The sequence below is a fragment of the Runella sp. MFBS21 genome (genome assembly GCF_029433105.1).
Classification (GTDB): Bacteria; Bacteroidota; Bacteroidia; order Cytophagales; family Spirosomataceae; genus Runella.
Genome location: NZ_JARNTW010000006.1, coordinates 23032 through 49406 on the forward strand (window position 1 = coordinate 23032; position 26375 = coordinate 49406).

Sequence of the window (26375 nt, forward strand, 5' to 3'; positions counted from 1 at the left end):
ATCAAGCTAAAATATTATTAAACTTTTGTTCTACCGCATAACGACACAAGTCACGAAAATGCATGTAAATATCGGGCTCTTCGATATCTTTCATGAGCTCCATCAGCACTTCTACATCAAACTCATAATCAGGCGCTAGTAAATAATCGTTGAGCTGCGGGCCTACTGTACGATAATAGAGTTTTTCGGCAGCATTCATATCAGTAGGAACCATGTCGGTAAATTCAAAATTATGCCATCCCACCTCTTTCAGTAATGCCGGAATGGTATAAGTATTTGGTACGTATTTACTGCTCACAATATTTAGTTCTCGTATATCGGTATTCAAAGCTCTTACGATTGCTTTTGCCGCATAGTCTACAGCTACGATATTGAGCCCTGAGCCATGATTGATCGTAATACGTAGCGGAAGATTGTTATAAGGAGTTTCTTTGATACGGTAAAAAAATGCCCCAAACAAATAAAACACCAAGAAACGGCCTATTACATGATGAGGGTAATCTATCAACCGTCCACAAATAATACTAGGACGTAGTACCTGACATTGAAGCCCATAACCTGCACATACCTTAAACAATTCTTCTTCTACTTGCGCTTTAAACTTTTCGTAATGATTCCGATACTCTACTTTGCCATAGCCCTGTGGGTCGTTGTATTCCATAGGACGATATGCAAAAGCGGTACTGATATATGTAAGTTTAAAAATATAAGGCTTCAATGCCTCTAGTAATTGAAGCGTACCATTATAATTGGTTTTTTTGATTTCTTCATAAGCAGAGGGGCTATTCCCTAAATTTACGGATGCCGCACAATGAATCAGATGATATTTGTCGCCTTTTTGCAAAATGTTCATTTCGACCTCCGAAATATTATTGAGATCAAGGTCGATTAATGTAACATTGTTATGACGGATTCTTTCCACATTTACTTGCTTCAGATAGTTGGGTAGAAGCTTTTGAGTAAACAACTCATCAAAACGCTCCATATACGTTTTGCCTGGTTTTGAACGCAGCAAAAGCACAATGTTGCCTTCATATTGATTTTCATGTAGTTTGAGCATTAGTTCATAAAATATATGTGAACCCAAAACACCCGTTACACCCGTAAGAATAAAATTAAGATTGTTTTTCATAAAATAGGTTTTTTAAGGTTAATAATGATTTTTGTGAGCAGGGTCAGTAGGGAAGTTATTATTGAGCTGTTGAATCCTGGCATTGTACCAATAGAATACTAAAGCCGACATAACAAAAGCCATAAGGATAACCAACACAACCTGCAATCGGAAGTTGTTTTTGATAGACCGAAGAATACGTTTAGTGTACATGCAGCAAAAATTGAAGGCTGCGAGAAAGAATACAAAAAACAAGCGTTCCAAAAACGTTACTTTTGATAAACGCCTACCAATCAATCAGATACGAAACCATTAAATCATAGCGATTACTTCATCTATGCTACCATCTTCGGGGAGGTGAAGTTTATTGCGAAGCCGATAACGGTACTTTCGGATAGCAGAAGGCCCTACGCCAAGTATATTGGCCATATCTTTGGGCGATAAGTTGAGCTTGCTCAATACCACAAACCTGATTTCGGCAGGTGTCAAATCAGGCATTTTTTGTTTTAATCTGGTCAAAAAACCTCGATGTACTTGCTCAAACATATTACGAAATTCGTCCCATTGTTCGTCTGTCAGAATGGTAGATTGCTGTAATTGAAATATAATATCGTTGCGGTTATCTTCCGTTTTCTTCTCTCGATATTGTTCCAATTCGTTGGAAAACTGGTCAATCAACTCCGTTTTTTGTTGAAGCGCCTTCGTAAAATCGTTGAGTTTGGCTTCGGCATTTTTTTTATCGTCTTCCAGTTTTTTGCGCTTCAACCGCTGATTATTAATAAACAATAGAGCAATGATACTGCTCAAAAAAATAATAATGAGCAATGCATTTCGGATAAGGGTTTGTTTTTTTCGTTCAAAATTAAGCGCCTGCTTTTCTTGCTGATATTTGCTTAGTACAACTTTGTGCTGAGCCGTAGAAAGCTGAAGAGCATTGTACTGACGATTGAGGCTATCTTTGATGACCAACGATGAGTCACGATATTTATACGCTAGGGCATAATTGCCGTTATGAGCATAGACTTTCGCCAAAATATCGAAAATATCTTTAGCCACCGACATCCGTTCTTGAATCCATTTTTCTCCAAATTTCTCTTTCCAAATCTTATAAGGTTCTAGGGCTTTTTGCTGCGCAAGGAGGTAATTTTGTTCTAATAAAGCTATTTGAGCCAATGCAATACAGGCTTCACTAATCCCAAACTTTTGGTTTGTCTTTAGGGCATAAGTATGGCAAAACTCCATTTCTTTCTTCGCCATTGTGTAGTTTTGGGACATAAAATAAGTATGTCCTATGTTAAGCCTTGAAATCAGAATCCAACTAGGGTCGTTTTTTCGTAGGGCAAATTGGTTTAGCTTTTGAAAATAAATCATCGACGAATCTAGCTTTCCCAATTCACGATACGACAACCCTATGGTATTGACCAAACCGGTATTTCTTTCGTAAAGATTGTTGGATTCGGCTACTGCTTTGGTCAAATAGTGAATAGTATTCTCAAAATCCCTAAACTGATAATACGCAATGCCAATGTCATATAAGTAGTCTATTTTGTGGGGAAAGTCTCTAATAGTGAAGTTTTCGTATTTATAAAACGCCTCTATGTATAGTTCAAAAGTAAATGCGTAGTTCTTACCCAAATCACGTAAATAATTGGCATACGCTTGCATGGCTATCACCTCCAAATAGTGTTTGTCTTTGGAAGAGAAATTGTCTACCAAATAATTATAGTCGTGTAGATTGGTCGTATAACTTCTACTGCCTTGCTGTAACCTATACCTAAAGTATTCTAAATGAAGGCGTTCGATTAAGGCCTGATCACCTTTGTTTTTTGCCTGAGTTAGATAGGGCTTAATCAATTGATTGAAAGCTACAGTATCTTTTAGTCTTTGATCTGATTGGGTTTTAAAAATAGAATCGATGAGTTTTTCGCGAGAGGCAAAATCAGAAAAAAAAATATCGTTGGCTTGTCCGAACGCAGGGCTAGCCAAATAACACAATAAGAACAGCAATGTAGAGTATTTCATGTGCTGTAAAAATAAGCCTAAAAGCAGACATTCTAAAATAGATGCTTGATTCGTAGGCATTTACCCCAAAAGTATCTGACAGTGTTTAGTATTTATTACCTTCCCATCTCGAAACCCATAAAAAACCCCTGATTTCCTCGACAGAAATCAGGGGTTTGGTTTTGAGAAAACAAAAAAGAAATTAGCTCGCTACTTCAAGTTTTATTTTTAGTAAAAACTCATCCATCTCTATGGCAGAGCCATCCAAATCAGCTGGCAAATCCAACGAAACCTATGTGGGTTTTGACCCGTACCAAACTCACAAAACCTTCATAAGTTTGAAAGAATCACTTCCTTGGGTTTGTTGGACACCCGTTATCTTATTTTCACTATCCTTTAAAAAAGTGAATTCGCCTCTCGGAACTTCCAAAATAAAAAAATCAGTATCGCTGGTAAAATACAATTTCATCTTCCCCCCGTTTTGAACCGCATATACATCTTTTCCTTCTTTTTTTATCGATACCTTAACATCGCCCAATTGATAATCTCCTAAATACCTATTTAGGAATGCATCATTCACCTCAACTACCTTTTTTTGCTGGGGGTTATAAAATCCTTTCCAGTCATACACCTTAGCCACACTATTAATAATCTCAGGAATTATGGAAGTAGTGGCGGTATTGGCCATCACAACCACGCCATTTCCGCCTTCTATACTACCATAATATTGGGCTACAAAACCTTCATCTACCCCTCCATGCTGAAAGTAAGTTTGCTCACCTTTTTGATCAACAAAAACTCCTAAAGCCGACGATTTATCAATAAAGGGTGTTAGGCGTAATTTGGTCATAGATTTTGAAAGGACCTTACTGGATTTTCCTTCCAAGGCCAATTGCGTCTCAATAATATAGCGAGCCAAGTCGCTTGGGTTAGTCCATAAGCCGGCCGCCGCTTGTTCGGGATAAAGATGATAATTCCCCTTGATTGCTTTCCCTTTGTTGTTATGAGCCGTGGCAAGTGGTTTGCCTGAGGCGGGTGGCTGAGTATAGGAGCTATTAAGCATACCCATAGGTTTCAATACATTTTCCCACATATAGACATCATACGGTTTTCCAGTAATATCTTCCACCATAACTTGCGAAATCGTAGTACCTCCGCCTGAATATTGAAATTTTAATCCCGGCTCAAAAGCCGACCTAACGGCAGAAGTATTTGCTGGTTTAGCGCCGTCCAAAATTTGGGCGTAGGTAGGTAAAGGCTTTCCTACTTCATAACCTGGAAATCCATGAATCGTCAACCCTGCTGTATGGCTTAGCAAATTGGCAGTCGAAATCTTCTTTCCCTTAGAAAGCTCATTGTAAGGAAATTTCCATGATTTTAGGTAATTATTAATATCAGCCGACAAGTCTAGCTTTCCTTCTTGGACCAATTTCAAAACTCCAACGCCGTTGAGCGATTTGCTAATCGAGCCCGCTTGAAATAATGTCGCTGTAGTGACGGGTTGCTTCGTGTTAATATCCGCCCAACCAAAACCTCTTGCCCACTCAATTTTATAGTTTTTAACGACCGCAATACTCACCCCATTTACTTTATGGAATGCCATGCGATCTTGAAGGGTAGCCTCAATTTTAGCCCCTTCAATCTGTACCCACAATCCTAGATTATTTTCTACTTCTTTGATTTTCTTTTCAATATCAGGAGCATATTGTATGTCTTGAGCAAGCACAAATCCATGTCCTGAATAAAATAATAAAAATAACAGTGCGCAACAGGTGGAGAAAGTAGTTTTCATAGCAATAAAAGGTTGGGATTAAAAAATAAAAATGGGTAGAACAAAATCGATACAATTTAAATTTACTACAAAATGAGATACAAAAAAATCCCTGATTTCTTCGGAAGAAATCAGGGATTGGGTTTTAACAAGTACCTAACACACTAGCTCGCTACTTCAAGTTTTATTTTTAGTAAAAACTCATCCATTTCTATTTCGGTGGCGGAGCCATTCAAATCAGCCGTCAAATCCAACGAAACTGCCTGCACTTCCTGACAGATATAATCGCGATTGGTAACGATTGCTGCCGCGAGTTCTTCGTTGTTGTTTTGGAGAGTTACCTTGATTTTGTCAGTAACTTCCAAACCACTGTCTTTGCGCAAGTTTTGAATACGGTTTACTACATCGCGTGCGATACCTTCGCGACGAAGCTCATCGGTGATGGTCACATCCAAGGCTACCGTGAGGCTACCCTGACTAGCCACTAACCATCCTGGCACGTCTTCGGCAATGATTTCGACATCATCGCGCAGGAGCGTAAATCCAGCCACTACCAATGACCCTTCTTTTTCAATCTCTGCAATACCTTCTGCGCCAAGGCCATTGATAATACCCGCTACTTCTTTCATTTTAGGACCATATTTAGGGCCCAAAGCTTTGAAGTTTGGTTTGATTTTTTTCTTCAAAATACCGCTGTCGTCACTCACAAACTCTACGCTTTTGACGTTGACTTCGGTCATAATGATAGGTGCTACGTGCTCAATTTGCTGACGTATTTTCTCGTTCAATACCGGAATCAACACTTTCGTCAACGGCTGACGCACTTTGATTCGGTGAGCTTTGCGCAATGAGTGTACCAACGAACAAATATCCTGTGCCAGCTGCATCGACTCTTCCAAATCAGCATCTACCCACGAAGGCTCATAAGTGTGCCAATCCGTAAAGTGCACCGATGTATGTTTGAAAGGCGTGTTTTTAGCAATCGACTCTTCGCGCACGTGCTCGGTGAGGTTGCGATAAAGCCAATCACCAAAGAAAGGCGCAATCGGCGACATCAACTGCGCTACCGCCGCCAAACAATGCTGGAGCGTTTGGTACGCAGCTCGCTTGTCGTCGGTCATTTCGCCTTGCCAAAAACGACGACGACACAAACGCACATACCAGTTGGAAAGGTGATCACACACAAAATCCTGAATCGCCCTTCCCGCTTTGGTAGGATTGTAGTTGTCGAAATGCTCGCCTACTTCTTTGACCAACGAAAACACTTTGGAGATAATCCAACGGTCTAGCTCAGTCAATTTTTCTTTAGGGAGGCGATCAAACTGCTCAATGCTATACCCGTCGAGGTTGGCATAAAGCGCATAAAAATTGTAGGTATTAAACAACGTTCCGAAAAACTTACGCTGCACTTCCGCAATACCATCAATATTGAATTTGAGATTGTCCCACGGTTCGGCATTCGTAATCATATACCAACGTGTGGCATCGGGACCATAAGTATCAATGGTCGAGAAAGGGTCAACGGCATTGCCGAGACGTTTCGACATTTTGTTACCATTTTTATCCAACACCAAGCCCGTTGAAACGACGTTTTTGAACGATACAGAATCAAACAATAAGCCCGCAATCGCGTGTAAGGTAAAGAACCAACCGCGCGTTTGGTCAACTCCCTCAGAGATAAAATCGGCGGGGAAAGATGTTTTTGCATCATCATCGGCTGTACCACCCATGCTTTTGGGATACTTATCGAGGTTTTCGAAAGGGAAGTGAAACTGCGCATAAGGCATCGCGCCCGAATCAAACCATACATCAATAAGGTCTGGCTCACGGTACATTACTTTTCCACTAGCCGAAACCAAAAAGATTTCGTCAACATACGGACGATGCAAATCAAAAGCTTCGGTACCTTGTGATTGCAAGAAAGCTTCATTTTTAGCACGCTGTTCATCACTCAACGCTCCACTCTCTACCGCTTTTTTGAGTTCAGAGGTTAGCTCTTCTACGGAGCCAATACAAATCTCTTCGCCGCTTTCGGTACGCCAAATCGGCAGGGGTGTTCCCCAATAACGGCTACGGCTCAAGTTCCAATCTACCAGATTTTCGAGCCAATTGCCAAAGCGCCCTGTTCCAGTACTTTCGGGATTCCAGTTGATGGTTTTGTTTAATTCTACCAAGCGGTCTTTGAGTTTGGTAGTAGCAATAAACCAACTATCCAATGGATAATACAACACAGGTTTATCGGTGCGCCAGCAATGCGGATAAGGGTGCTCGTATTTTTCTACTTTGAAGGCTTTGTTTTCCTCCTTCAACTTGATAGCGATGAGTACATCGGTAGGCTTGAAATCAGGCTCGTTGCGTACTTGATCCGAATAGTATTCTTCTTTGACAAAACGCCCTCCAAATTCACCCATTTCTTTCACAAAACGCCCTTGTTTATCAACGATAGGCACATCTTTGCCGTTTTCGTCGCGCACCATGATAGGGGGCACGCCGTTGGCTTTGGCTACTCTAAAGTCATCAGCACCAAAAGTAGGCGAAGTATGAACCACCCCCGTACCATCTTCGGTCGTTACAAAATCACCCAAAATCACTCTAAAAGCCTTATCTTCATCTTGAAGTGGCTGGATGTAAGGCAACAATTGCTCGTACTGAATATCTTCCAAATGCTCCCCTTTAAACTCCAAAAGCACCTTCCACGGAATCACCTTATCGCCCTCTTTATAGGTCGACAAATCAACGTCCTTGCCTTTTTCTGAGAAATATTTCCCTACCAAATCTTTCGCCAAAATCACATTGATGGGCAGATGAGTATAAGGGTTGAAAGTTTTGATAAGTACATAATCTATTGCTGCGCCTACTGTGAGGGCAGAGTTGGCTGGGAGTGTCCAAGGGGTAGTCGTCCAAGCCAAGATATAGATATCATCACTATCGGCGGTATCAAAAAGGTAACCCGATTTTCCCGTCAATTTTACCTTAAACTGAGCCACCACGGTCGTATCTTTTACCTCTTTGTAAGTACCAGGCATATTGAGCTCATGCGAACTAAGCCCCGTGCCTGCCGCAGGCGAATAAGGCTGAATAGTATAACCTTTATACAAAAGGTTTTTGTCGTATAGCTGCTTAAGAAGCCACCAAAGACTCTCAATGTAGTCGTTTTTGTACGTAACATAGGGGTCGTCCATATCCACCCAATAGCCCATTTTTTCGGTCATCGTGAGCCATTGATCCGTAAAACGCATTACGGCTTCCCTACATTTTTTGTTATAGTCTTCGATACTAATCTTTATACCAATATCATCTTTCTTGATGCCTAGTTCTTTTTCTACTTGTAGCTCAATAGGCAAGCCGTGTGTATCCCAGCCTCCTTTGCGCTTCACTTGATAGCCACGCAGGGTTTTGTAACGACAAAATATATCTTTAATCGTACGAGCCATCACGTGGTGAATCCCTGGCGTGCCATTAGCCGAGGGAGGTCCTTCATAAAAAGTAAACGACGGTGCCCCTTCGCGTACTTCGACAGATTTTTCGAAAATTTGGTTGTCTTTCCAAAACTGAAGGATGTCTTTGCCTACCTGAGCATAGTCCAATCCTTTGTACTCTTTGTAGTTCATCGGGCCTTTTTTTTTATTAAAATTGCCGTTGGTTCATAATCCCTATTAGTTTTGAAAATACTAATAACCGATTATTGACAACGGCCTCAAATTAGGAGTGCAAAGTTATGAATTTTTCGGGGAAGTAGCGGTGTAGCTCTCTGTTGCCGTTGAGTATAGATGCATACATTAGAAGTATTGACTATCTTTACTCGACACAACCTAATATTATTTCACATTGAAGTTCCTGCGCACATTAGGATATTTCCTTTTCTTGTTTTTGTTCTGCCTAAGCATTTTAGAAATACTTTACAAATCCCAATTATGGGACTTTTATAGTGCTGAACTCAGGGCATTTAATACCCCTTCCATTCTACAAAATACTTCTAAAAAACCCTTTTTGGGGGTATTTGGAGATTCGTTTAGCGCCACCAACGACCCTTACGTAAATACCCTCCGTGATAGTCTTACTTCTTTTTGTATTGTGAATCATGCCATTCCGGGCACAGGCATTTTAGAAACCAACTTAATAGCCTCTCAGCGCATGAAACAATTCCCCGCTTCGGTTGTCATCTATCAAATATATATCGGGAACGATTTGGTAAATATTCGTAAACAACCTAATTGGAGCACCCTCCCTTTTCTTAAAAACTGCTACTATGGCATTACAAACTATCTAAAACTACCAGAATGGCTTAATTACAAATTGAGTCAAAAAGCTTTTTTTTATAAATTTAAAAGGCAAACTCTTGATCTCAATCCACGGTATCAAGACGAAGAGGGGTTCGAACCAGAAGCTTTTTCGACTTATGAAAAACAACTCCTTCGCGCGGAGCCTACCCTTATTGAAGAAACTGTGCTGGTAGAAGGTAACAGAAAAAAAGATGTACAAGTTCTTTATCAAAACCTAGACACCTTTGTAGAGAAAGTCACAAAAACAGCCCAAAAAATTTATATTTTGGTGTACCCTCATGCTATGCAAGTCAATGACTATTATCATCACAAATACCTAAAAATGGGCTTCTCAACTCCTCACAAAGCAGCATTTATGGATGAAAATTATCCTTTTGTTCGACATCTTACCCAACATTTTGCCAACAATAAGCAAGTTATAGTTATCAATCCTTTAAAGATAATTCGGAAAAATGATAGCCCAAGTCACCGTACTTTTTTTGAAAATGATTTTCATGCTTCTAGTTGGGGACAGCAGATAGTAGGGGCAGAATTAGCCAAGATTATTGCCGCCAACCAATAACCTTGGCTGTATGAGTTTAATCAGGCTTCACGGTACTTCCCCCCGACAAGTCGGGACGGACGTCAGGACGCCCCCGATAGCGCAACGAACTTGCTCCGCTGGCTTTTACGATTAAAGTTTTATCGACCAATACGCGCGCATCACTTGCTCCCGACAATTCCAAATCAACATAATCTACCGGATAGTCGAAAGCCTCCAGCGTAGATGCTCCCGATAAGTCACCGACCAATGAAGCACCTTGTCCATGTAAAGTGAGCTTAGAAGCCCCCGACAAATCAATGTCTGTTCTTTCCCAATCTCCATCGATGTTGGCTTTTGAAGCACCTGATAGCTCAATTTCCATGTCTCTGGCACCCGAAAAGCCCTCAATATCAGCATTTACAGCTCCTGAAAAATCAATTTCTCTCAAGGCAGGCATCGTAATGTCTATCTCCATTTCATAACGACGAGAGCGCCAGTTTTTATACCGTATCACTAGCTTTCCACTTCTATCCACAAAGGCATCGAGGTCACTTACATCACGACGGTCGCCGTAAGCTACTACCTTAAATTGGCTTCCTTGCTGTACCCGCACTCGAAACGCACTTTCCATTTCTAAACGGTCAAAATCCCGTAGATTTAGTGTTTTTGTATCAGGGTTTTTGGGTTCGAGAAGACCGTCATTGTTAATGAAGATGCAAGACTGTAAAAAACCTAATACCAATACAAAGGTGACAAATTGAGTAAAAGTGATTCTAAAATTTTTCATGACTGTTATGAATTAATATAAAACTCGTTTTGGAAGTATGACAACTCATTGACGGCACTCCCCTATTTTTTTGCGGAAAAAAGTATTTTTTTTTCTGCTATAAAAAAATCATACGACGCATAGGGGGAAGGCCGAGGACAGTTGTCTTATCCCAAATGAGGTTTTAACCTTGATTTTTAACAACTCGTCACAAAAACGACCCTGTCGTTACGGGCAAAGCATTACCTTTGTGCCAAAACGATACGTCATTCGTGCAATTAACGGACACACAAATACTTAGCGCCATTCGGCAAGGAGATGAAAGGGTTTTCGAAACTATATTTCGAAAACACTACGCCAGCTTATGCACCTATGGGCGTTCGATTTTGCATGATGCCGAAGAGGCTGAGGAAATTGTCCAGACAGTGTTTGTGAATATTTGGGAAAAACGAGAAGAGCTTGAAATTACGCAATCGCTAAAATCGTACTTATTTAGAGCCGTGCATAATCATTGTCTCAATCGCATCAAACACCAAAAAGTACGAAACGAACACCAAGAGTACGCCACGTATTATCAGGAAACGACGTATGAGTCGGTAAGTGACACGGTTTATAAAAACGAGCTAGAAACCCAACTTTCGTTGGCCATCGAAAAATTACCCGAACAGTGTCGTATTATTTTTAGATTAAGTCGTTTCAATGAATTAAGGTACCAAGAAATTGCGGATCAATTGGGGTTGTCGGTCAAAACCGTCGAAAACCAAATTGGAAAAGCACTCAAGATTTTACGCACCGAGCTGGCAGATTATCTGCCGATTTTGGTGGGATGGATTTTAAGTGAATTTTAAAACCGTGTTGGAGAAAATACCTTCTTTTACAAAAAGTTTATGTTATAACAACACTCGATTTGAATTCACATCTACATATTCCCGACGATTTACTGGCGCGGTATGTTGCAGGAGAAGCCTCTCCTAGCGAAATGCACCAAGTAAAAGAGTGGTTGGTGCAATCAGCCAACCATGAGGTGGAATTGTTGCGTTTTCAGCAGATTTGGGAGGCCTCGCAAGAAGTAAAACCCACCATCAAAGTAGATGTAGACTCCGCTTGGCAAAAAGTCAAATCCAAAGCGGCACTTTCTGCACACATCTCAAATGAAACCCCTGCACAAAGGACTGTGCCTGTGGAGATAGCCCAAAGTTACCCCAAAGTCAGACCTCTGGGGAATACATCTTACTTTTGGCGTATTGCAGCAAGTATTTTAGTAATGTGTGGCTTAGGATGGCTAGGCTATCTACTCCTGAATCAGCCCCAAGAAGCTAAAATGGCGCAGATGATAGAAACCCAGAAAAACACCGTCAAACAGACCTTGCCTGACGGCACTACTGTCTTTTTAAATCAAAATTCGGTACTTAGTTATAAAACTGATTTTGGAGAGCAAATACGGGAAGTGTCACTGACAGGAGAAGCTTATTTTGACGTAAAACGCGATGAAAATCATCCTTTTGTTATCAAAGCAAATGATACTGAGATACGGGTATTAGGTACATCTTTCAACGTCAAAGCTTACACCAAAGCCGTAAATGTAGCGGTGACCAGCGGCAAAGTGCAGTTTTCGACCTCAAAAACTAAAACTGTATTGGTAAAAAACGAGACAGCTACCGCCCAAGCCGATACTATCATCAAGCTACCATCGCTAGATATCAATGCTATGGCTTACCGTACGCGGGTTTTTGTATTCGAAAAAACCAGCTTAGGGGATGTAGTAGCCTCACTTAGAGAAGGATATCAAACTGACATTCAAATCGACAAACGCCTTTTGAATTGTCAACTCACCGCCCGCTTCGAACGCGAAAGCCTCGATAATGCTTTGGCAGTTATTGCCGAAACGCTCAACCTTAAGGTCACTCACAAGGGTCAAACGATACTGCTCGATGGGCAAGGATGTAATTAAGTAAGTACTCTCATTGTGAGCTATAATCACAACAGCCATGAAATCTATTTTTCTAAAAAAACCTTCCTGCTGTTTATACAAGCAGCCCAAGATGAATTTATTCAAGTCTTTTATTTGTGTTGGAATCCTTTTATTGATTTCGGCGTCGAGTTGGAGTCAAACCTCGACTTTGGACAAAGCCATTAGCCTCAAAATCACCAATGAACGCCTTGAAGAAGCATTAAAGATCATTGGCGAACGGGGAGGATTTAATTTCTCTTACAATCCCAAAGAATTTGACATCAACCGACGTATCACCCTTATAGCATCAGGCAAGGCGGTAAGGCAAGTGCTAGATGAGATTTTTAAAGGAGGCGCAGCTTATAAAGAGCGAAGAGGGCATATTATTCTTCAAAAAGTAGAAGTTCAGACCGAAAAACCCAAAGATATTATTATCAATGGTTATGTTTTTGACCGCGAAACAGGTGAGCGGATTGCCCAAGCCAGTATTTTTGAAAAACAAACCCTGATTTCGGCGGTTTCCAACAAGGCCGGCTATTATCGCCTAAAACTCCCTGCTTCTCTTCCCAATCCGCAGCTAGAAGTACGTAAAGAACGATACTTTGGGTATAGCACTGCCGTTACGGCTCCCTCTTTAGATATAAGTTTACTCCAAATGCCACTTGATAGTCGGCTTCAGCCGCTTTCGCCTCAGGTAAAAGCTGCCACACTGCCTCCTTCTGACACTCTCAAAGTAAAAGTGCCTGTAGCACCTTCTCCCCCGATGCTTGTGTCAGTGGATACGGTCTTTAGCCCATCTAAACCTAGACGACAAATCATAGAAGATGTAGAACAAACTTTTGTGGATGCCTTTGCTTCTGCCAAGCAAGCTATTCACATCAAAAACGTAAAGGATACGCTCTATCGTCCGTTTCAAGTTTCTTTTTTACCTTTCATTGGTACAAACCACGTCATGAGCGGTAATGTCATCAATGCCATCTCCTTCAATATCTTTGCAGGGTATTCACTGGGGGTGACAGCCCTAGAAGTCGGTGGTTTTGCCAATGCTGTACGTGGTAATGTGCATGGTGCTCAAATAGCGGGATTTGCCAATGCCGTCGGCAATAGTGTACATGGATTACAAGTATCAGGATTTGCTAACGCGGTTTTAAGAAATTTTGAAGGTTTACAAATTTCAGGCTTTGCCAATGCGACAGGAGGTCACCATAGTGGCTTACAGATTGCGGGATTTACCAACCTCACAGGCCGAACTTTTACTAACGGCTTACAAATTGCGGGATTTGCTAATGCTGTTTTAGGAACTACCAAAGGAGTGCAAATTAGTGGTTTCAGCAACTTAGTTTTGGGAAATCTATATGGCTCTCAGATAAGTGGTTTCGCCAATATTGCTACCAAAAAAGTGAGAGGAGCCCAAATCAGTCCCTTTTTCAATTATGCTCATCTTCATCAGCAAGGTATACAATTATCTCTCTTCAATTACGCTGATTCGTCGGGGGGAGTGCCTATTGGCCTTTTTAGTTTTGTAAGACGAAATGGCTATCGACGTTTGGAAATAAGCACAGACGAACTCAACTACGCTAATTTAACCTTCAAAACTGGGGTCAATGCCTTTTATAACATTCTCACCATCGGCGGAAATTTTGGAATTGCCAACAAACCCCTTTATACATTTGGCTATGGAATAGGCTCGGCGATTCGATTGGGCAGAGGCTGGATGACCAACATAGACCTCACTGCCAACAAAATCATGGAAGAAGTCAATCGTTTTGATTCCGTCAACGGACAGTTTTATCGTATTGCTTTAGGTTTAGAAAAAAAACTTACTCCACAATTAGCTTTATTTGCAGCAGCCTCCCTCACAGGTCTCACCGCCCAGCCTGGCTATCTTAAAGTGGACTTATCCCGTCTGTATCAGCCCTTTCCAGTGACCTCGCTTCAAAATGGGCTAGAGTTTACTAATTGGCTAGGATTTCAGGCAGGAATAAGGATCTGTAACCGTTAACAATCGTTAACCAAAGAGAGCGTTACTCTTTAAAATACGACCGTCTAAAAGTCGTTAAATGGGTAAAGCTTTTATTGAGATATGGACTAATTTTTACGTAACTTTTTTATTTTTTATTTAACCATCTTCTAATACTAATGAAAAGATTACGTCATACACTAACAGCCTTGTTTGTTGCATTTGTAGGTTTGTCGAGCCAAGCACAAGTATCTATCGGAGCGCGCGGCGGGGTGTCTTTAGCCAAAACCATGGGCAATGGATTTATCGAAAACTTTACGGGGCAACTCGACTATATAGTCAGTGGAAATGGGGCTTTATTTTTGCAAGTTCCTATTAGTGGAGGTCTGTCGTTTCGTCCCGAAATAGGTTACCGACAAAGCGGAGCAGGTATCACTTCCAATAATCTATTGGATCTAATAGGAGCCAATTTACCTTTAGGTGGTAGCCTCAAACAACGCCTCACTTATATTCAAGCTCCGATGTTGTTGCAATATGACTTTGGATATGAAGATAGCCCTGTTAGACCTTATGTTATATTGGGTCCTTCTCTCAACTATCTCGCAGCTGGAAAAATCGTTTCGCGTGCCGATTTATTCTTGTTTCAAACTCCTCCCTCGCGTACATCGATTGGCTTAGGCTCATTTTCTCGTTTTGAATTAGGAGGTGCAGGTGGCTTGGGCGTAAGTTTTGATTTAGGCGTTGCCAAAATGCTCATTGAAGGTCGCTACGAGCGTGGGTTTACGCGCGTCTATGACTCAGGTATTGTACGCATACCGGTACACAATCAAAGTTTTAGTTTATTAGCAGGGTTTTCGATTCCTTTGGGTCGATAAAAATAACTTTAATCAACGGTTGCATCCCCTCAGATGCAAAAAAGGGCTGGCTCTGTCTTGAGTCAGCCCTTTTTCATACGTATAATTCTAGCTAAAAATTTATTTTTTCAGCCAAGTAGAGATATATAATACAGCATGAATCGCGGCAAAAATCAAAGAGAAATAAAATAATCCTGTATCTGCCCCGTCGGTTTGGGCATGGTGTACAAAAGCAATAACCCCCAGCGCCAACGCCAATACCAATCCCGAAAGACCAATGATTTTATAATCGCCAGCGAGAGTGTGTAAGCCTCCCGATAGTTTGCTATGCTTAATACCATACCACAGATATACATCAAATCCGATAATCATCCACACAATCAATCGAATCCAAGTATCAAGCGGTAAGAAAGCCATCATAAAGAAACAAGTAGCTACTCCCAAAATAGGTACCAATGGCACCAATGGAGTTTTGAAAGCGCGAGGAGCATCTGGCATTTGCTTACGCATGACGATGATGCCGATACATACCAAAATAAATGCAAACAAAGTACCTATACTGGTCATTTCGCCTACTACCCGTGCAGGAATAAAAGCCGCAAACAAGCTCACAAAAACCATGAACATCAAGTTGCTTCTTACAGGAGTTTGGAATTTAGGATGTACCTGTGAAAACACGCTAGGCAACAAGCCATCTTTGCTCATACTGAAGAAAACGCGTGTTTGTCCCATAAGCATCACCAGAATGACCGAAGCATAACCTGCCAAAATCGCTACAATGATAGCGCGGTTGAGCCAAGGATAATCTGGCACAATCAAACCGGCTGCATTGGGAGTACCCATGTGTTCGATCGCTACTGCTACTGGCGCAATTCCATCTTGTCCTTTAAATGAGGTATAGTTGGTCACTCCTGTCATTACGTGAGCAAACAAGATATATAAAATAGTACAAATCGCTAAAGAAGCCAAAATACCGATAGGCATATCTCGACGAGGGTTTTTGGCCTCTTGAGCTGCTGTACTTACTGCGTCAAAACCTATGTAAGCAAAAAACACAATCGCTGCCGCTCTAATAATACCGCTAAAACCATACTCACCAAAAGTACCAGTATTGTCAGGAATATAAGGCGTATAGTTTTCGTTATTGATATATTTCCAACCTAAAATGATAAAAATAATCACTACCGCTACTTTCAAAGCCACAATGATACCATTGACCAAGGCACTTTCTTGGGTACCTTTCATCAACAACAAACTCATCAATATCACAATAAATACCGCCGGCAGATTGATCATTCCTCCATCCCACGGTCCTACAGTGAGGGCATGAGGGAGATGGACATCAAAACCTTCTAAAAATTTAACCAAATAACGGCTCCAACTTATACTTACAGTAGCAGCTCCTACGGCATATTCCAACACCAAATCCCAGCCAATAATCCAAGCGATAAATTCGCCCATAGTGGCATAAGAATAAGTATAGGCACTGCCTGCTACAGGAATCATCGACGCAAATTCGGCATAACATAAGCCCGCAAATCCACATCCAAGGGCAGCAACGATGAAAGAAATGGTAATGGCTGGTCCAGCCTGATTGGCGGCAGCTCCACCCGTAATGGAGAATAATCCCGCACCAATAATCGCACCAATGCCAAGCGCAATCAAACTACCCGCACTGAGTGTTCTTTTTAGTTGGTTACCTTCTCCCGATGATTCATGTATCAGTTTGTCTAAAGGTTTTCGAATCCAAAGTTGATTTGCCATTCTTTGTTAGGTTAAAGTTTTACGATACAAAATTAGGTTTGTGAATGAAATGTGGTTGAAAAATACGTTGTTATCGGCTTGTTACCAAACAATTACAACAAAAGTTATTTTAAGTACAAAAGAAAAGTGGTTAGTGAGTGACAAGTCAACGTCCTGTATAATAATCTACTGACTTCGACTCTCAACGACTAACCACTTATGATAAATCACCTAACTATTTTTTTAGAGAAGGCTTAATGAGTGGGGCTTTCTTTTCTTTTTTAGCCTTTTCTTCTTTTTGCTCTTCTTCTTGAGGCATTTCTATTTCCTGCATGCCACCACGAGGTGTATCAGGGAAGTCCGAAATCAAACGGGCAGGAGCTGGTCTTTTAGACTCATCGGTTTCTTCTTTAGACTGTGCACGGGTAAGGGCATCAACTACAATCGGAGTTGCTACAAAAAGTGAAGAATAAGTACCAACAATGACCCCAATCAACATCGCAAAAGAGAATCCCCGAATTACCTCTCCGCCAAAGAAGAATAATACGATAAGTACCAACATCGTAGAAAGACCTGTTACGGCGGTACGGCTTAAGGTACTATTTAAGGCATTATTAATAATCACCGGTATACTTTCCTTCTTGTTTCGATTGTCTCTTAAATATTCGCGAATACGGTCAAATACAACTACCGTATCGTTCATCGAATAACCCATAATCGTAAGAACAGCTCCAACAAAAGCCTGATCTACATCCAACGAGAAAGGTAAAAGGCCATTAAATATAGAGAATATTGCTAAAATAATAAGTACATCGTGAAACAATGCTACCACACCTCCCCACACGAAAGCGAGCTTCCGGAATCGTAAGAAAATGTATAAAGAAACTACCAAGACCGCTAAGAAGATAGATTTCAACGAGGTAATGATAAGATCAAAAGCAATGGTCGGTCCTACTTTTTGAGAACTTTGAATCGTAGATTTGTTACCTGATAGTTTGGTCAGCCCTTCGTTAAGTTTTGCAGCTGCTCTTTTATCAGAATCTGCCGCTGAATCATCTACCAAATAGCTCGTAGTGATTTTAACTTGTTCGTTGGCGGCAATACCCGCACCCCCGTACGTTTTTACCTCAGGAGCACTGCCAAAAACCTCAGTAAGAACCTCACGAACATCTGATGTACTAACAGGATTTTCAAAACGTACTACATAGCTACGTCCTCCTTTGAAATCAACACCAAGGCCAAATCCTTTAAAGATGACAGAAACAATACCCAACGCGATGATAGTCGATGAAATAATGTAATATAGACGACGGCGTGATACGAAATCGAAATTCGTGTCTTTGAATAGGTTTTGAGACCAAGTTGCAAAAAACTCAATTTTATAGCCTTTAGCTACCCACCATTCCAAAATCAAACGTGAAACAAATAAAGCCGCAAAAAGAGAAGTAAGGATACCTATCACCAATGTAGTAGCAAACCCTAAAATAAGCCCTGTTCCTAGAAAGAAAAGGATAATCCCCGTAAGAAGGGTAGTAACGTTGGAGTCTAATATAGATGAAAGAGAGTTTTTGAAACCATCAGATATTGCCAACTTAATATCTTTCCCCATCGCAAGCTCTTCCTTAATCCGCTCAAAAACAAGTACGTTTGCATCTACCGCCATACCTATCGTAAGTACAATACCCGCAATACCTGGCAAAGTAAGCACCGCCCCCAAAGAAGCCATGATACCCATTAAAAAGAATAAGTTGATTATCAAAGCGATATCCGCAATAATTCCGGCTTTGTTATAATAAATAACCATAAAGCCTAACACTACCAACAAACCTACCAAAGATGATATAATACCAGCCGTAATAGATTCAGATCCCAAAGTAGCTCCTACGACAGCTTCTTCCACAATATTTGTTGGAGCAGGTAATTTACCAGCTTTGAGTACATTGGCCATATCTTTGGTCTCGTCAATCGTAAAGCTTCCCGTAATACTTGAGTTACCATTGGGGATTTCATTTTGTACGTTTGGTGCCGTATACACAAAGCCATCCAAAATGATAGCGATAGGACGTCCAATATTAGCAGCAGTAAGATTTTTCCATTTACGAGCACCTTCAGTATTCATTCGCATACTTACCTCTGGACGACCTCGGTCATCATAGTTGTTGCCAGTAGCATCTACTATTACATCGCCTTCAAGCGGTGCTTGTCCACTTGGCTTTTTAATAAAATAGATACCTACTATCTCGTTACGTTTGTCGGTAGTTACAATCCCTTTGCGATCCCACATCATGTAAGCATCAGAAGGAAACATCGCTTTAACTTCTTGACGGCTGAAAAGCTCATTGACACGAGCTGTGTCTTTTGCATACACCCCTAATTGACCTTGTGAAATAGGAACAAACAAACTAGCCAAACCTGTTTGGTTAGCCGTAGAATCTTTGGCGGTAGAATCCGCTTTTGCCCCTTTGGCAAGTTGCGCTGCCAATCCTCCACCCACAGCAGTTGTATCAGCTTTTGCATTTGCTTTCTCTGCGATTTTTTTCTCGGCATCTAGCTGAGTCAAATACGCTCCAAAAGCATTTAAACCAGGAGATACTTCATCAAGTGTATATACTTCACAAAATTCCAATTTAGCAGAACCCGTCAAAAGACGACGAACACGGTCAGGGTCATCTACCCCAGGCAATTCAATCAAAATACGCCCCGAACCTGGCAATTTTTGGATGTTAGGGTTTGCTACCCCAAATTTATCAACCCGCTGCTGGATAATTTGAAAGGCACGGCTAGTAGCACCATCTACTTCTGTCTTCAAAAATTTGATTACCTCTCCATCCGAAGAACTGCTATTGATTTTACCACGGTTGGTGCTGTTTGAAAATACTTGAGCCAATGAAGCATTAGGCGCGATTTTCTTGTATTCGCTCGCAAATAAGTCAACAATATTGGCCTGACTTGATTTTTGAGCTTCAATAGCCTTTTTCAAAGCTTCATTGAACTGGCTATTGCGAGCGCTTCCTCCAGCCAATCCTTTCATGATGTCAGAAGGTGCTACTTCCAACACTACGTGCATCCCTCCTTGCAAGTCAAGACCCAAGCCAAGCTCACGTTGGGTGACCTCTTGGTAGGTTGAACCAAGAAATACTGGTTCACGGCGAATAGAGTCTAAATAGTGCTCTTTCTTTTTAAGGTCGACAATCCCGTCTTTTCCAGTAGCATATGCTTCGGCTTTGCTCTGAATATTACGCGCCACAAAAGTAAACGACAGATAATAGACGCTCAACAAAGCTACTACTATCGTCAAAATCCAAATACCAAGTCTGTTTTGCATTTTTTTATTTAGGAAACAATTGATTGAATGTAATTTAAATGAATCTGGGAGAAGACATAGTATGCCTCCAAGGATACGCATAGGTATCTACAAAACTGGCTCTTTGATAAAAAAACACAACGAACCAATACTTTTCAACTCCTAAAGACTAGGGAGCGTTGATCGCGATAAAATGCCCGAAAACGTTTCGGAAAAAAGAGAAGAAATAATAAAATACGTCAAAGCGTTTGGGAAGAGTACAAACTACTGGTAGCTCGAAGCTAAATATAGTAGGTAAAAAATAAAAAGACTGCTCAAAATCAAACGAAATAGCAGGGGCAACTACTGCCTCAATCGACATTTCCTGAATTACAGGGCGCTCATCTTTGGCTTGTTTTTCCTTGTCGGTCTTAACAGCAACTGGCTTCTTAACATCCAACTTATGCAGCACCATAGAGCGCCCCACTGTTGCAGTCAAGAGGAGCAACAATGCAAGCGATGCTGTAGTTAGTTTAGTAAGTAGCTTTTTCTGTTTCATATGTCTTTATTACCGTTGCCTCATCAACGAATCAAAATGAGGGCGTTTTTAAAGCGCTCGCAAAGTTCGTACCATTTTTTTTTCAAAACAATACCTCCCTTTCACACTTCACTATATTTTATCTATATTTTTCTTAAAAATCTTACAAAATCAAACATTTTAAAGTACTTTCCTCTAAAATAAAAGCTATTATTTTTTATTTTTTTGATAAAAAAAGAGCTTTTAATACATAAAAATTTGGTTTTTGTGCTCAATATTGGCTCCGAAAACGCTGTTTTTTACAAAAACACAGTATGATTTTGCCATGTTTTGACACAAGACAACAGAATTTTTGGTTATAATACAATACGAATATCAGACGTTGTTAGTTGTGAGTATTGCACTGATAAATGTCAGCAGTTATTACCAACTATTTAACCATTTTGTACCAGCTATTCATACTTAGCCTATTGTTAATAACCCCTCCATAAACAACATGCAGACTTTAAAAATATCTTACCTTCAATTATTGAGTTATACGTTAGGAATATTGGTGCTAGGAGCTTGTGGGCGTCCCGTTTCTACTCCCAACGGAGGCCTTGGAATCCCTATCAAGCTAGCCAACGCTGACTATCCACTTGATATTTTTTACGAAAAACAACCTACTAATCGGCCCTATACTGAACTCGGCCCCGTGAAGGTAGAAAAGTCGGTACCCCTTAGTGAAGCCCAAACCAAAGGAGGAAGGATGATTTATAGGGGCAATGATGAAAGTCAAAAACGCGCACTCCTTGACCAGCTTATATTACAAGGCGTAGGTATGGGTGCCCACGCCTTGGTCAATGTAAAATACCAATACTATACCACCAAAGATTATCAAGGGTTTGTGATGGAAGGAATTGCCGTGAAATATGGCAATATGCCCTCCCCTCGATAATCTAGTGTGCTTCTAGCCAATTTTGGCCTACCCCTATTCCTGTTTCCATTTTTACGGGCAGAGGAATAGCGTTTACCATCAACTCGTTGACTTTGTGACTCAATAGCTCTACCTCGTCGCGATGTGCATCAAAGATTAATTCGTCATGCACTTGCAAAATCATCTTTGATTCGAGATTCTCTTTTTTCAGGAAGTCGTGGATATTAATCATGGCCACTTTGATCATATCAGCCGCTGAACCCTGAATAGGCGCATTGATGGCGTTTCGCTCCGCAAAACCGCGCGTCGTTTGGTTTTGTGAATCGATATCTGCCAAATAACGTCTCCGTCCCAAAATCGTCTCTACATATTTGTTTTCGCGTGCCTTATGGATGGCATTATCCATGAAAGTTTTGACCGACGGAAATTCTTGAAAATAAGCTTTAATAATTTCGCTTGCTTCGCCTCTTGGAATACCCAATCGTTGCGCCAATCCAAAAGCGGAAATTCCATAGATAATTCCAAAGTTGACCATTTTGGCTTTACGTCGCATTTCGGAAGTTACTTCTGCAAGTTCTACCTTAAACACTTTGCTTGCCGTACTCGCATGAATATCCAAGCCATTGTTGAAGGCTTCGAGCATCGTCTGGTCTTGGCTAAAAGCCGCCATGATTCGCAATTCAATCTGTGAATAATCGGCCGACAAAATCACAAAATCTTCGTTTTTAGGCACAAATGCTTTTCTGATTTCGCGTCCGCGTGGCGTTCGTATCGGAATATTTTGGAGGTTGGGATTGGTACTACTCAAACGCCCCGTCGCGGCTACGGCTTGGTTGAAAGAAGTATGAATCCGACCGGTGTTGTTATTAATCAAAAGAGGTAAAGCGTCTACATAAGTAGACTTCAGTTTCTGTAACTCTCTATAATCCAATATTTTTCGCGCGATTTCGTGCTCTGCTTCAAGATCAGACAAGATATCTTCGCCCGTGGCATATTGTCCAGTAGCTGTCTTTTTGGGGTTTTTAATAAGTTTGAGCTTTTCAAATAAAACCACTCCCAATTGTTTGGGTGATGAAATATTAAACTCTTCGCCCGCTAATGCAAAAATTTCGGTTTCGACTTGCTTCATATCGGTATCCAATACACCCGACATTTCTTTCAAGGTTTGAAGATCTACCCTTACTCCTTCACGCTCCATATCAGCCAATACTGGCACCAAGGGAATTTCCACACCTTTAAACAACTTATCAGCCTGATTTTCAATCAACAAAGGATGCAATTTTTCTTTTAACTGAAGTGTAATATCCGCATCTTCGGCGGCATATTCTACCAGTTTATCTATTGCCACTTCACGCATAGTGAGTTGCTTGGGGCCTTTTTTTCCAATCAACGCTTCAATGGCCACAGGTTCATAATTGAGGTAAGAGTTAGCCAAAATATCCATATTATGCCGTTTATCTGGCTCAATCAGGTAATGCGCCAACATGGTATCGTACAAGGGTCCCTTTATTTCGACGCCATAGTTTTGTAATACTGCCAAATCATACTTGAGGTTTTGGGCAATTTTTTCAATTTTGGGATTTTCTAGCACCTCCCTAAAATCCTCTACTACCTCTTGTGCAGCTTCACGGTCTGCTGGTACCGTCACAAAAAAAGCCTCTCCGCTTTGATAGGCAAACGATATTCCTACTAGCTCAGCATCGATTGCATCGATAGAAGTAGTTTCGGTGTCAAAACAAAATGAATCTTGTAAGCTTAAATAATAAGCCAAAGATTTTCGCAACTCAGGGGTATCAATCAAGTGATAACGATGAAATGTATTAGCTACGGTTCGTTTTTCGGTCGAAATACTTTCTACAAAGCTCGTGACAGCGGTTTTGTTGGGCGTAGGCTTGGATGGCTCCGATGTAGGTGTAGGTGTACTTTCTCCAAACAAACTCAACTGACCGTTGCTTGCAGGGGCAGATACTTGGGCAGAAGTAGGGCTAACGTCGGTCTCACCTAGTAAACGCTTCCGTAGTGTTCTAAACTCTAGTTCGTCTAACAACTCTGACAACAATTCTCGGTCAGGCTCACACATAAGCAAATCCGATTCGTCAAATTCGATTGGGACATTGACATCAATTTTTGCCAATTCCTTCGAAAGTATAGCCTTATCGGCACCATCCACTACCTTTTCTTTGAGTTTCCCGGTTAATTTATCGGTATTGGCCAGAAGGTTTTCTACAGACCCAAATTCCTCTACCAATTTTTGGGCTGTTTTTTCTCCCACGCCCGGAATGCCAGGGATATTGTCAGAAGCATCTCCCTGCAAACCAAGCATATCTACTACTTGGCTTACGTCTTTGATTCCCCATCGTTCACATATCTGCTGCGGTCCCATGATTTCTACTCCTTTGCCCAATGCCGCGGGTTTATAGAGGTAGATATGCTCTTCTACAAGCTGTCCGTAATCTTTATCAGGAGTCATCATAAAGACCTCAAAACCCTCGCGTGCGGCTTTTTTAGCCAACGTACCTACGACATCATCCGCTTCGTAGCCGTCCAATTCTAAAATAGGAATACACAAGGCCTTCAACAATCGCTTTATATACGGTACCGCAATAGTTATATCCTCGGGTTGCTCTTGGCGCTGTGCTTTATATGCCTCAAACTGAATATGTCGAAAAGTGGGTTTAGGAGTATCAAAAGCGACACCCAAATGAGTAGGCTTCTCATCTTTTAGGACTTCCAATAAAGAGTTGAGAAAACCAAATACAGCACTCGTATTCAACCCTTTAGAAGTAATTCTTGGGTTTTTGATAAAGGCAAAATGAGCGCGATAAATCAATGCAAAAGCATCTAGAAGAAAAAGCTTTTTGTCTGGTTTCATGGGATTTTTAATCAGTAATTGTTACAAAGAACGGAAAGTTTGGAGAGATTTTTGACAGTTGGAAACTACCTTTTGCATTTGTTCGTTAATTTTATGTTTTTGATAAAGTATAAAAAATGGAAAACCCAATTAAAAACGACCGTTGGACGGTACGTTTACCGATTTTATTGAGCATTACCCTTGCCGCAGGTATTTTGCTCGGTGCTACTTTTTTTGGAGGCAGTAAAGGCATGACCGATGTAGCAAGAGGATATACCAAGTTTAAGGAAGTCCTTCAACTCATTGACAATAATTATGTAGATACTGTAAATACCGACGATTTGGTGGATTATTCTATCACCAAAATGCTTGAAAAACTTGATCCACATACTTATTATTTCAACCCCAAAGATGCAATAGCGGCTCGTTCTCAGCTGGAAAGCGGTTTTGATGGCATTGGGATTGAATTTAATCTCTATAAAGATACAGTATACGTAGTGACCCCTCTCGTAGGTGGTCCTTCTGAGGCGGTGGGCATCCAAGGAGGTGATAAAATCCTGAAAGTCAACGATGAAGTTTTTACAGGAAAAAAAGTAGACAATGCCTTTATTTTTTCCAAACTACGCGGCCCAAGAGGAAGTGCCGTCAAACTGGAAATCCTGCGCCGCAGTGTTCCTAAACCTCTGGTATTTCAGCTTCGCCGCGACCGCATCCCCACTTATTCGGTTGATGCCTCTTATATGATAGACAAAGAAATCGGGTACGTAAAGGTGACACGCTTTTCGGAATCTACTTACGATGAGTTTAAAAACTCGATTACTAACCTCAAAAGCCAAGGCATGAAAAAGTTGCTTTTGGATTTACGAGGCAACCCTGGAGGATACATGGATCGTGCTACCAACATGGTAGATGAATTATTATCGGGTGACAAACTGATTGTTTATACCGATGGTAAAGACGACCGCTATGACCGCCAAACCAGAGCCAAAAATCTAGGCATGTTTGAAAACGGTAGTGTAGTGGTACTTATTGATGAAGGAAGTGCTTCTGCTTCTGAAATCGTAGCTGGAGCACTTCAAGACCACGACCGCGCACTTATCGTTGGGCGACGTTCGTTTGGCAAAGGGCTTGTACAAATGCCCGTCAACTTATCTGACGGCTCCGAACTTCGCCTAACTATCTCCAGATATTATACTCCTAGTGGACGTAGTATTCAGAAACCTTATAAGTCGGGAGATCTTGAAAGCTACGAAAAAGACCTCAAAGAACGTTTTGCGCATGGGGAGCTTTTTGTAGCAGATAGTATCAAAAACAACCCTAAACTTCAATTCCGGACTGATGCGGGTCGTATCGTGTATGGTGGTGGTGGAATTACTCCAGATGTATTTGTACCGCGCGACACGAGCATGATGACGCCTTATTTGTATGAATTGTTTAGTAAAAATATTATTCGCGACTTTGCTCTAAATTATGTAAGTCAAAACAAAAAACAATTTGAAAAGCAATCTTTTGCAGAGTACCTCAAAACCTTCACTGCCAAAGACAGCGATTTAGAGGGTATTGTAAAAAATGCCACTGCCGATGATATCAAATTCAATGAAAAAGAATTTAACCGCTCTAAACCTTACATTCGGACTTATCTCAAAGCGATGATTGGTCGCTATGCTTATCAGAAAAGAGATAAAAATGCGGGTCTCAACAACGAGTTTTATCAAGTAATGGCCGGACAAGATGAAGGAATTCAGAAAGCACTCACGCTATTTGACGAAGCCGAAAAACTCGCTCATGGTAATGTAAGTTTGAAAGACGAGAAAAAATAAGCTT

The 26375-nt window shown here is 41.0% G+C and carries 17 protein-coding genes; 7 read left to right on the forward strand and 10 right to left on the reverse strand.

The features are described 5' to 3' along the window. Window position 1: 1 nt before the first annotated feature. The 5 genes from P1X15_RS14490 to ileS form a co-directional block, all read right to left on the reverse strand. Window positions 2-1132, reverse strand: coding sequence for an SDR family oxidoreductase (locus P1X15_RS14490; RefSeq protein WP_277338846.1), 1131 nt, complete (start codon window positions 1130-1132; stop codon window positions 2-4). Between the two features lie 18 nt (window positions 1133-1150). Then, window positions 1151-1324 carry a hypothetical protein gene (locus P1X15_RS14495; RefSeq protein WP_277338847.1) on the reverse strand — a complete coding sequence of 58 codons (174 nt, stop codon included), beginning with the start codon at window positions 1322-1324 and terminating at the stop codon, window positions 1151-1153. 99 nt (window positions 1325-1423) lie between these two features. Then, complete coding sequence (locus P1X15_RS14500; protein ID WP_277338848.1) at window positions 1424-3133, reverse strand: hypothetical protein; 1710 nt, start codon at window positions 3131-3133, stop codon at window positions 1424-1426. 298 nt (window positions 3134-3431) lie between these two features. Next, window positions 3432-4904, reverse strand: a complete 1473-nt coding sequence (locus P1X15_RS14505; protein WP_277338849.1) for a serine hydrolase — start codon at window positions 4902-4904, stop codon at window positions 3432-3434. A 143-nt stretch (window positions 4905-5047) separates the two neighbouring features. Beyond that, window positions 5048-8494: an isoleucine--tRNA ligase gene (ileS, locus tag P1X15_RS14510; RefSeq protein WP_277338850.1), complete on the reverse strand. Its 3447-nt coding sequence runs from the start codon at window positions 8492-8494 to the stop codon at window positions 5048-5050. Between the two features lie 217 nt (window positions 8495-8711). On the opposite strand from ileS, the gene P1X15_RS14515 reads away from it, so the two are divergent. Next, window positions 8712-9728 carry a hypothetical protein gene (locus tag P1X15_RS14515; RefSeq protein WP_277338851.1) on the forward strand — a complete coding sequence of 339 codons (1017 nt, stop codon included), beginning with the start codon at window positions 8712-8714 and terminating at the stop codon, window positions 9726-9728. Between the two features lie 16 nt (window positions 9729-9744). Here the strand turns inward: P1X15_RS14515 and P1X15_RS14520 are convergent, their stop codons facing one another. Then, the gene (locus P1X15_RS14520; protein ID WP_277338852.1) at window positions 9745-10476 is read right to left on the reverse strand and encodes a head GIN domain-containing protein; all 732 of its coding nucleotides are present in this window, start codon (window positions 10474-10476) and stop codon (window positions 9745-9747) included. A gap of 251 nt (window positions 10477-10727) precedes the next feature. Between P1X15_RS14520 and P1X15_RS14525 the strand changes: the two genes are divergently transcribed. The 4 genes from P1X15_RS14525 to P1X15_RS14540 all read left to right on the forward strand — a co-directional run bounded on the left by P1X15_RS14525 (window position 10728) and on the right by P1X15_RS14540 (window position 15241). Further along, window positions 10728-11303: an RNA polymerase sigma-70 factor gene (locus P1X15_RS14525; RefSeq protein WP_277338853.1), complete on the forward strand. Its 576-nt coding sequence runs from the start codon at window positions 10728-10730 to the stop codon at window positions 11301-11303. A gap of 59 nt (window positions 11304-11362) precedes the next feature. Further along, window positions 11363-12406, forward strand: a complete 1044-nt coding sequence (locus P1X15_RS14530; protein ID WP_277338854.1) for a FecR family protein — start codon at window positions 11363-11365, stop codon at window positions 12404-12406. A 91-nt stretch (window positions 12407-12497) separates the two neighbouring features. Next, on the forward strand, window positions 12498-14408 hold the full coding sequence (locus P1X15_RS14535; protein WP_277338855.1) for an STN and carboxypeptidase regulatory-like domain-containing protein: 1911 nt from the start codon (window positions 12498-12500) through the stop codon (window positions 14406-14408). A gap of 137 nt (window positions 14409-14545) precedes the next feature. Then, window positions 14546-15241, forward strand: coding sequence for a porin family protein (locus P1X15_RS14540; protein WP_277338856.1), 696 nt, complete (start codon window positions 14546-14548; stop codon window positions 15239-15241). A gap of 99 nt (window positions 15242-15340) precedes the next feature. Here the strand turns inward: P1X15_RS14540 and P1X15_RS14545 are convergent, their stop codons facing one another. The 3 genes from P1X15_RS14545 to P1X15_RS14555 all read right to left on the reverse strand — a co-directional run bounded on the left by P1X15_RS14545 (window position 15341) and on the right by P1X15_RS14555 (window position 20805). Beyond that, a complete protein-coding gene (locus P1X15_RS14545; RefSeq protein ID WP_277338857.1) occupies window positions 15341-16984 on the reverse strand; it encodes an amino acid permease in 1644 nt (547 codons plus the stop codon). Window positions 16985-17198: 214 nt separating this feature from the next. Further along, window positions 17199-20288 (reverse strand): protein translocase subunit SecDF, encoded by a 3090-nt coding sequence (secDF, locus tag P1X15_RS14550; protein ID WP_277338858.1) that lies wholly within the window; start codon window positions 20286-20288, stop codon window positions 17199-17201. Between the two features lie 148 nt (window positions 20289-20436). After that, window positions 20437-20805: a hypothetical protein gene (locus P1X15_RS14555; protein ID WP_277338859.1), complete on the reverse strand. Its 369-nt coding sequence runs from the start codon at window positions 20803-20805 to the stop codon at window positions 20437-20439. A 475-nt stretch (window positions 20806-21280) separates the two neighbouring features. Between P1X15_RS14555 and P1X15_RS14560 the strand changes: the two genes are divergently transcribed. Further along, on the forward strand, window positions 21281-21721 hold the full coding sequence (locus P1X15_RS14560) for a hypothetical protein (RefSeq protein WP_277338860.1): 441 nt from the start codon (window positions 21281-21283) through the stop codon (window positions 21719-21721). 1 nt (window position 21722) lies between these two features. Here P1X15_RS14560 and polA read toward each other — a convergent pair whose 3' ends face one another. After that, window positions 21723-24572 carry a DNA polymerase I gene (polA, locus tag P1X15_RS14565; protein WP_277338861.1) on the reverse strand — a complete coding sequence of 950 codons (2850 nt, stop codon included), beginning with the start codon at window positions 24570-24572 and terminating at the stop codon, window positions 21723-21725. A gap of 116 nt (window positions 24573-24688) precedes the next feature. On the opposite strand from polA, the gene P1X15_RS14570 reads away from it, so the two are divergent. Next, on the forward strand, window positions 24689-26371 hold the full coding sequence (locus P1X15_RS14570) for a S41 family peptidase (RefSeq protein ID WP_277338862.1): 1683 nt from the start codon (window positions 24689-24691) through the stop codon (window positions 26369-26371). Window positions 26372-26375: the final 4 nt, after the last annotated feature.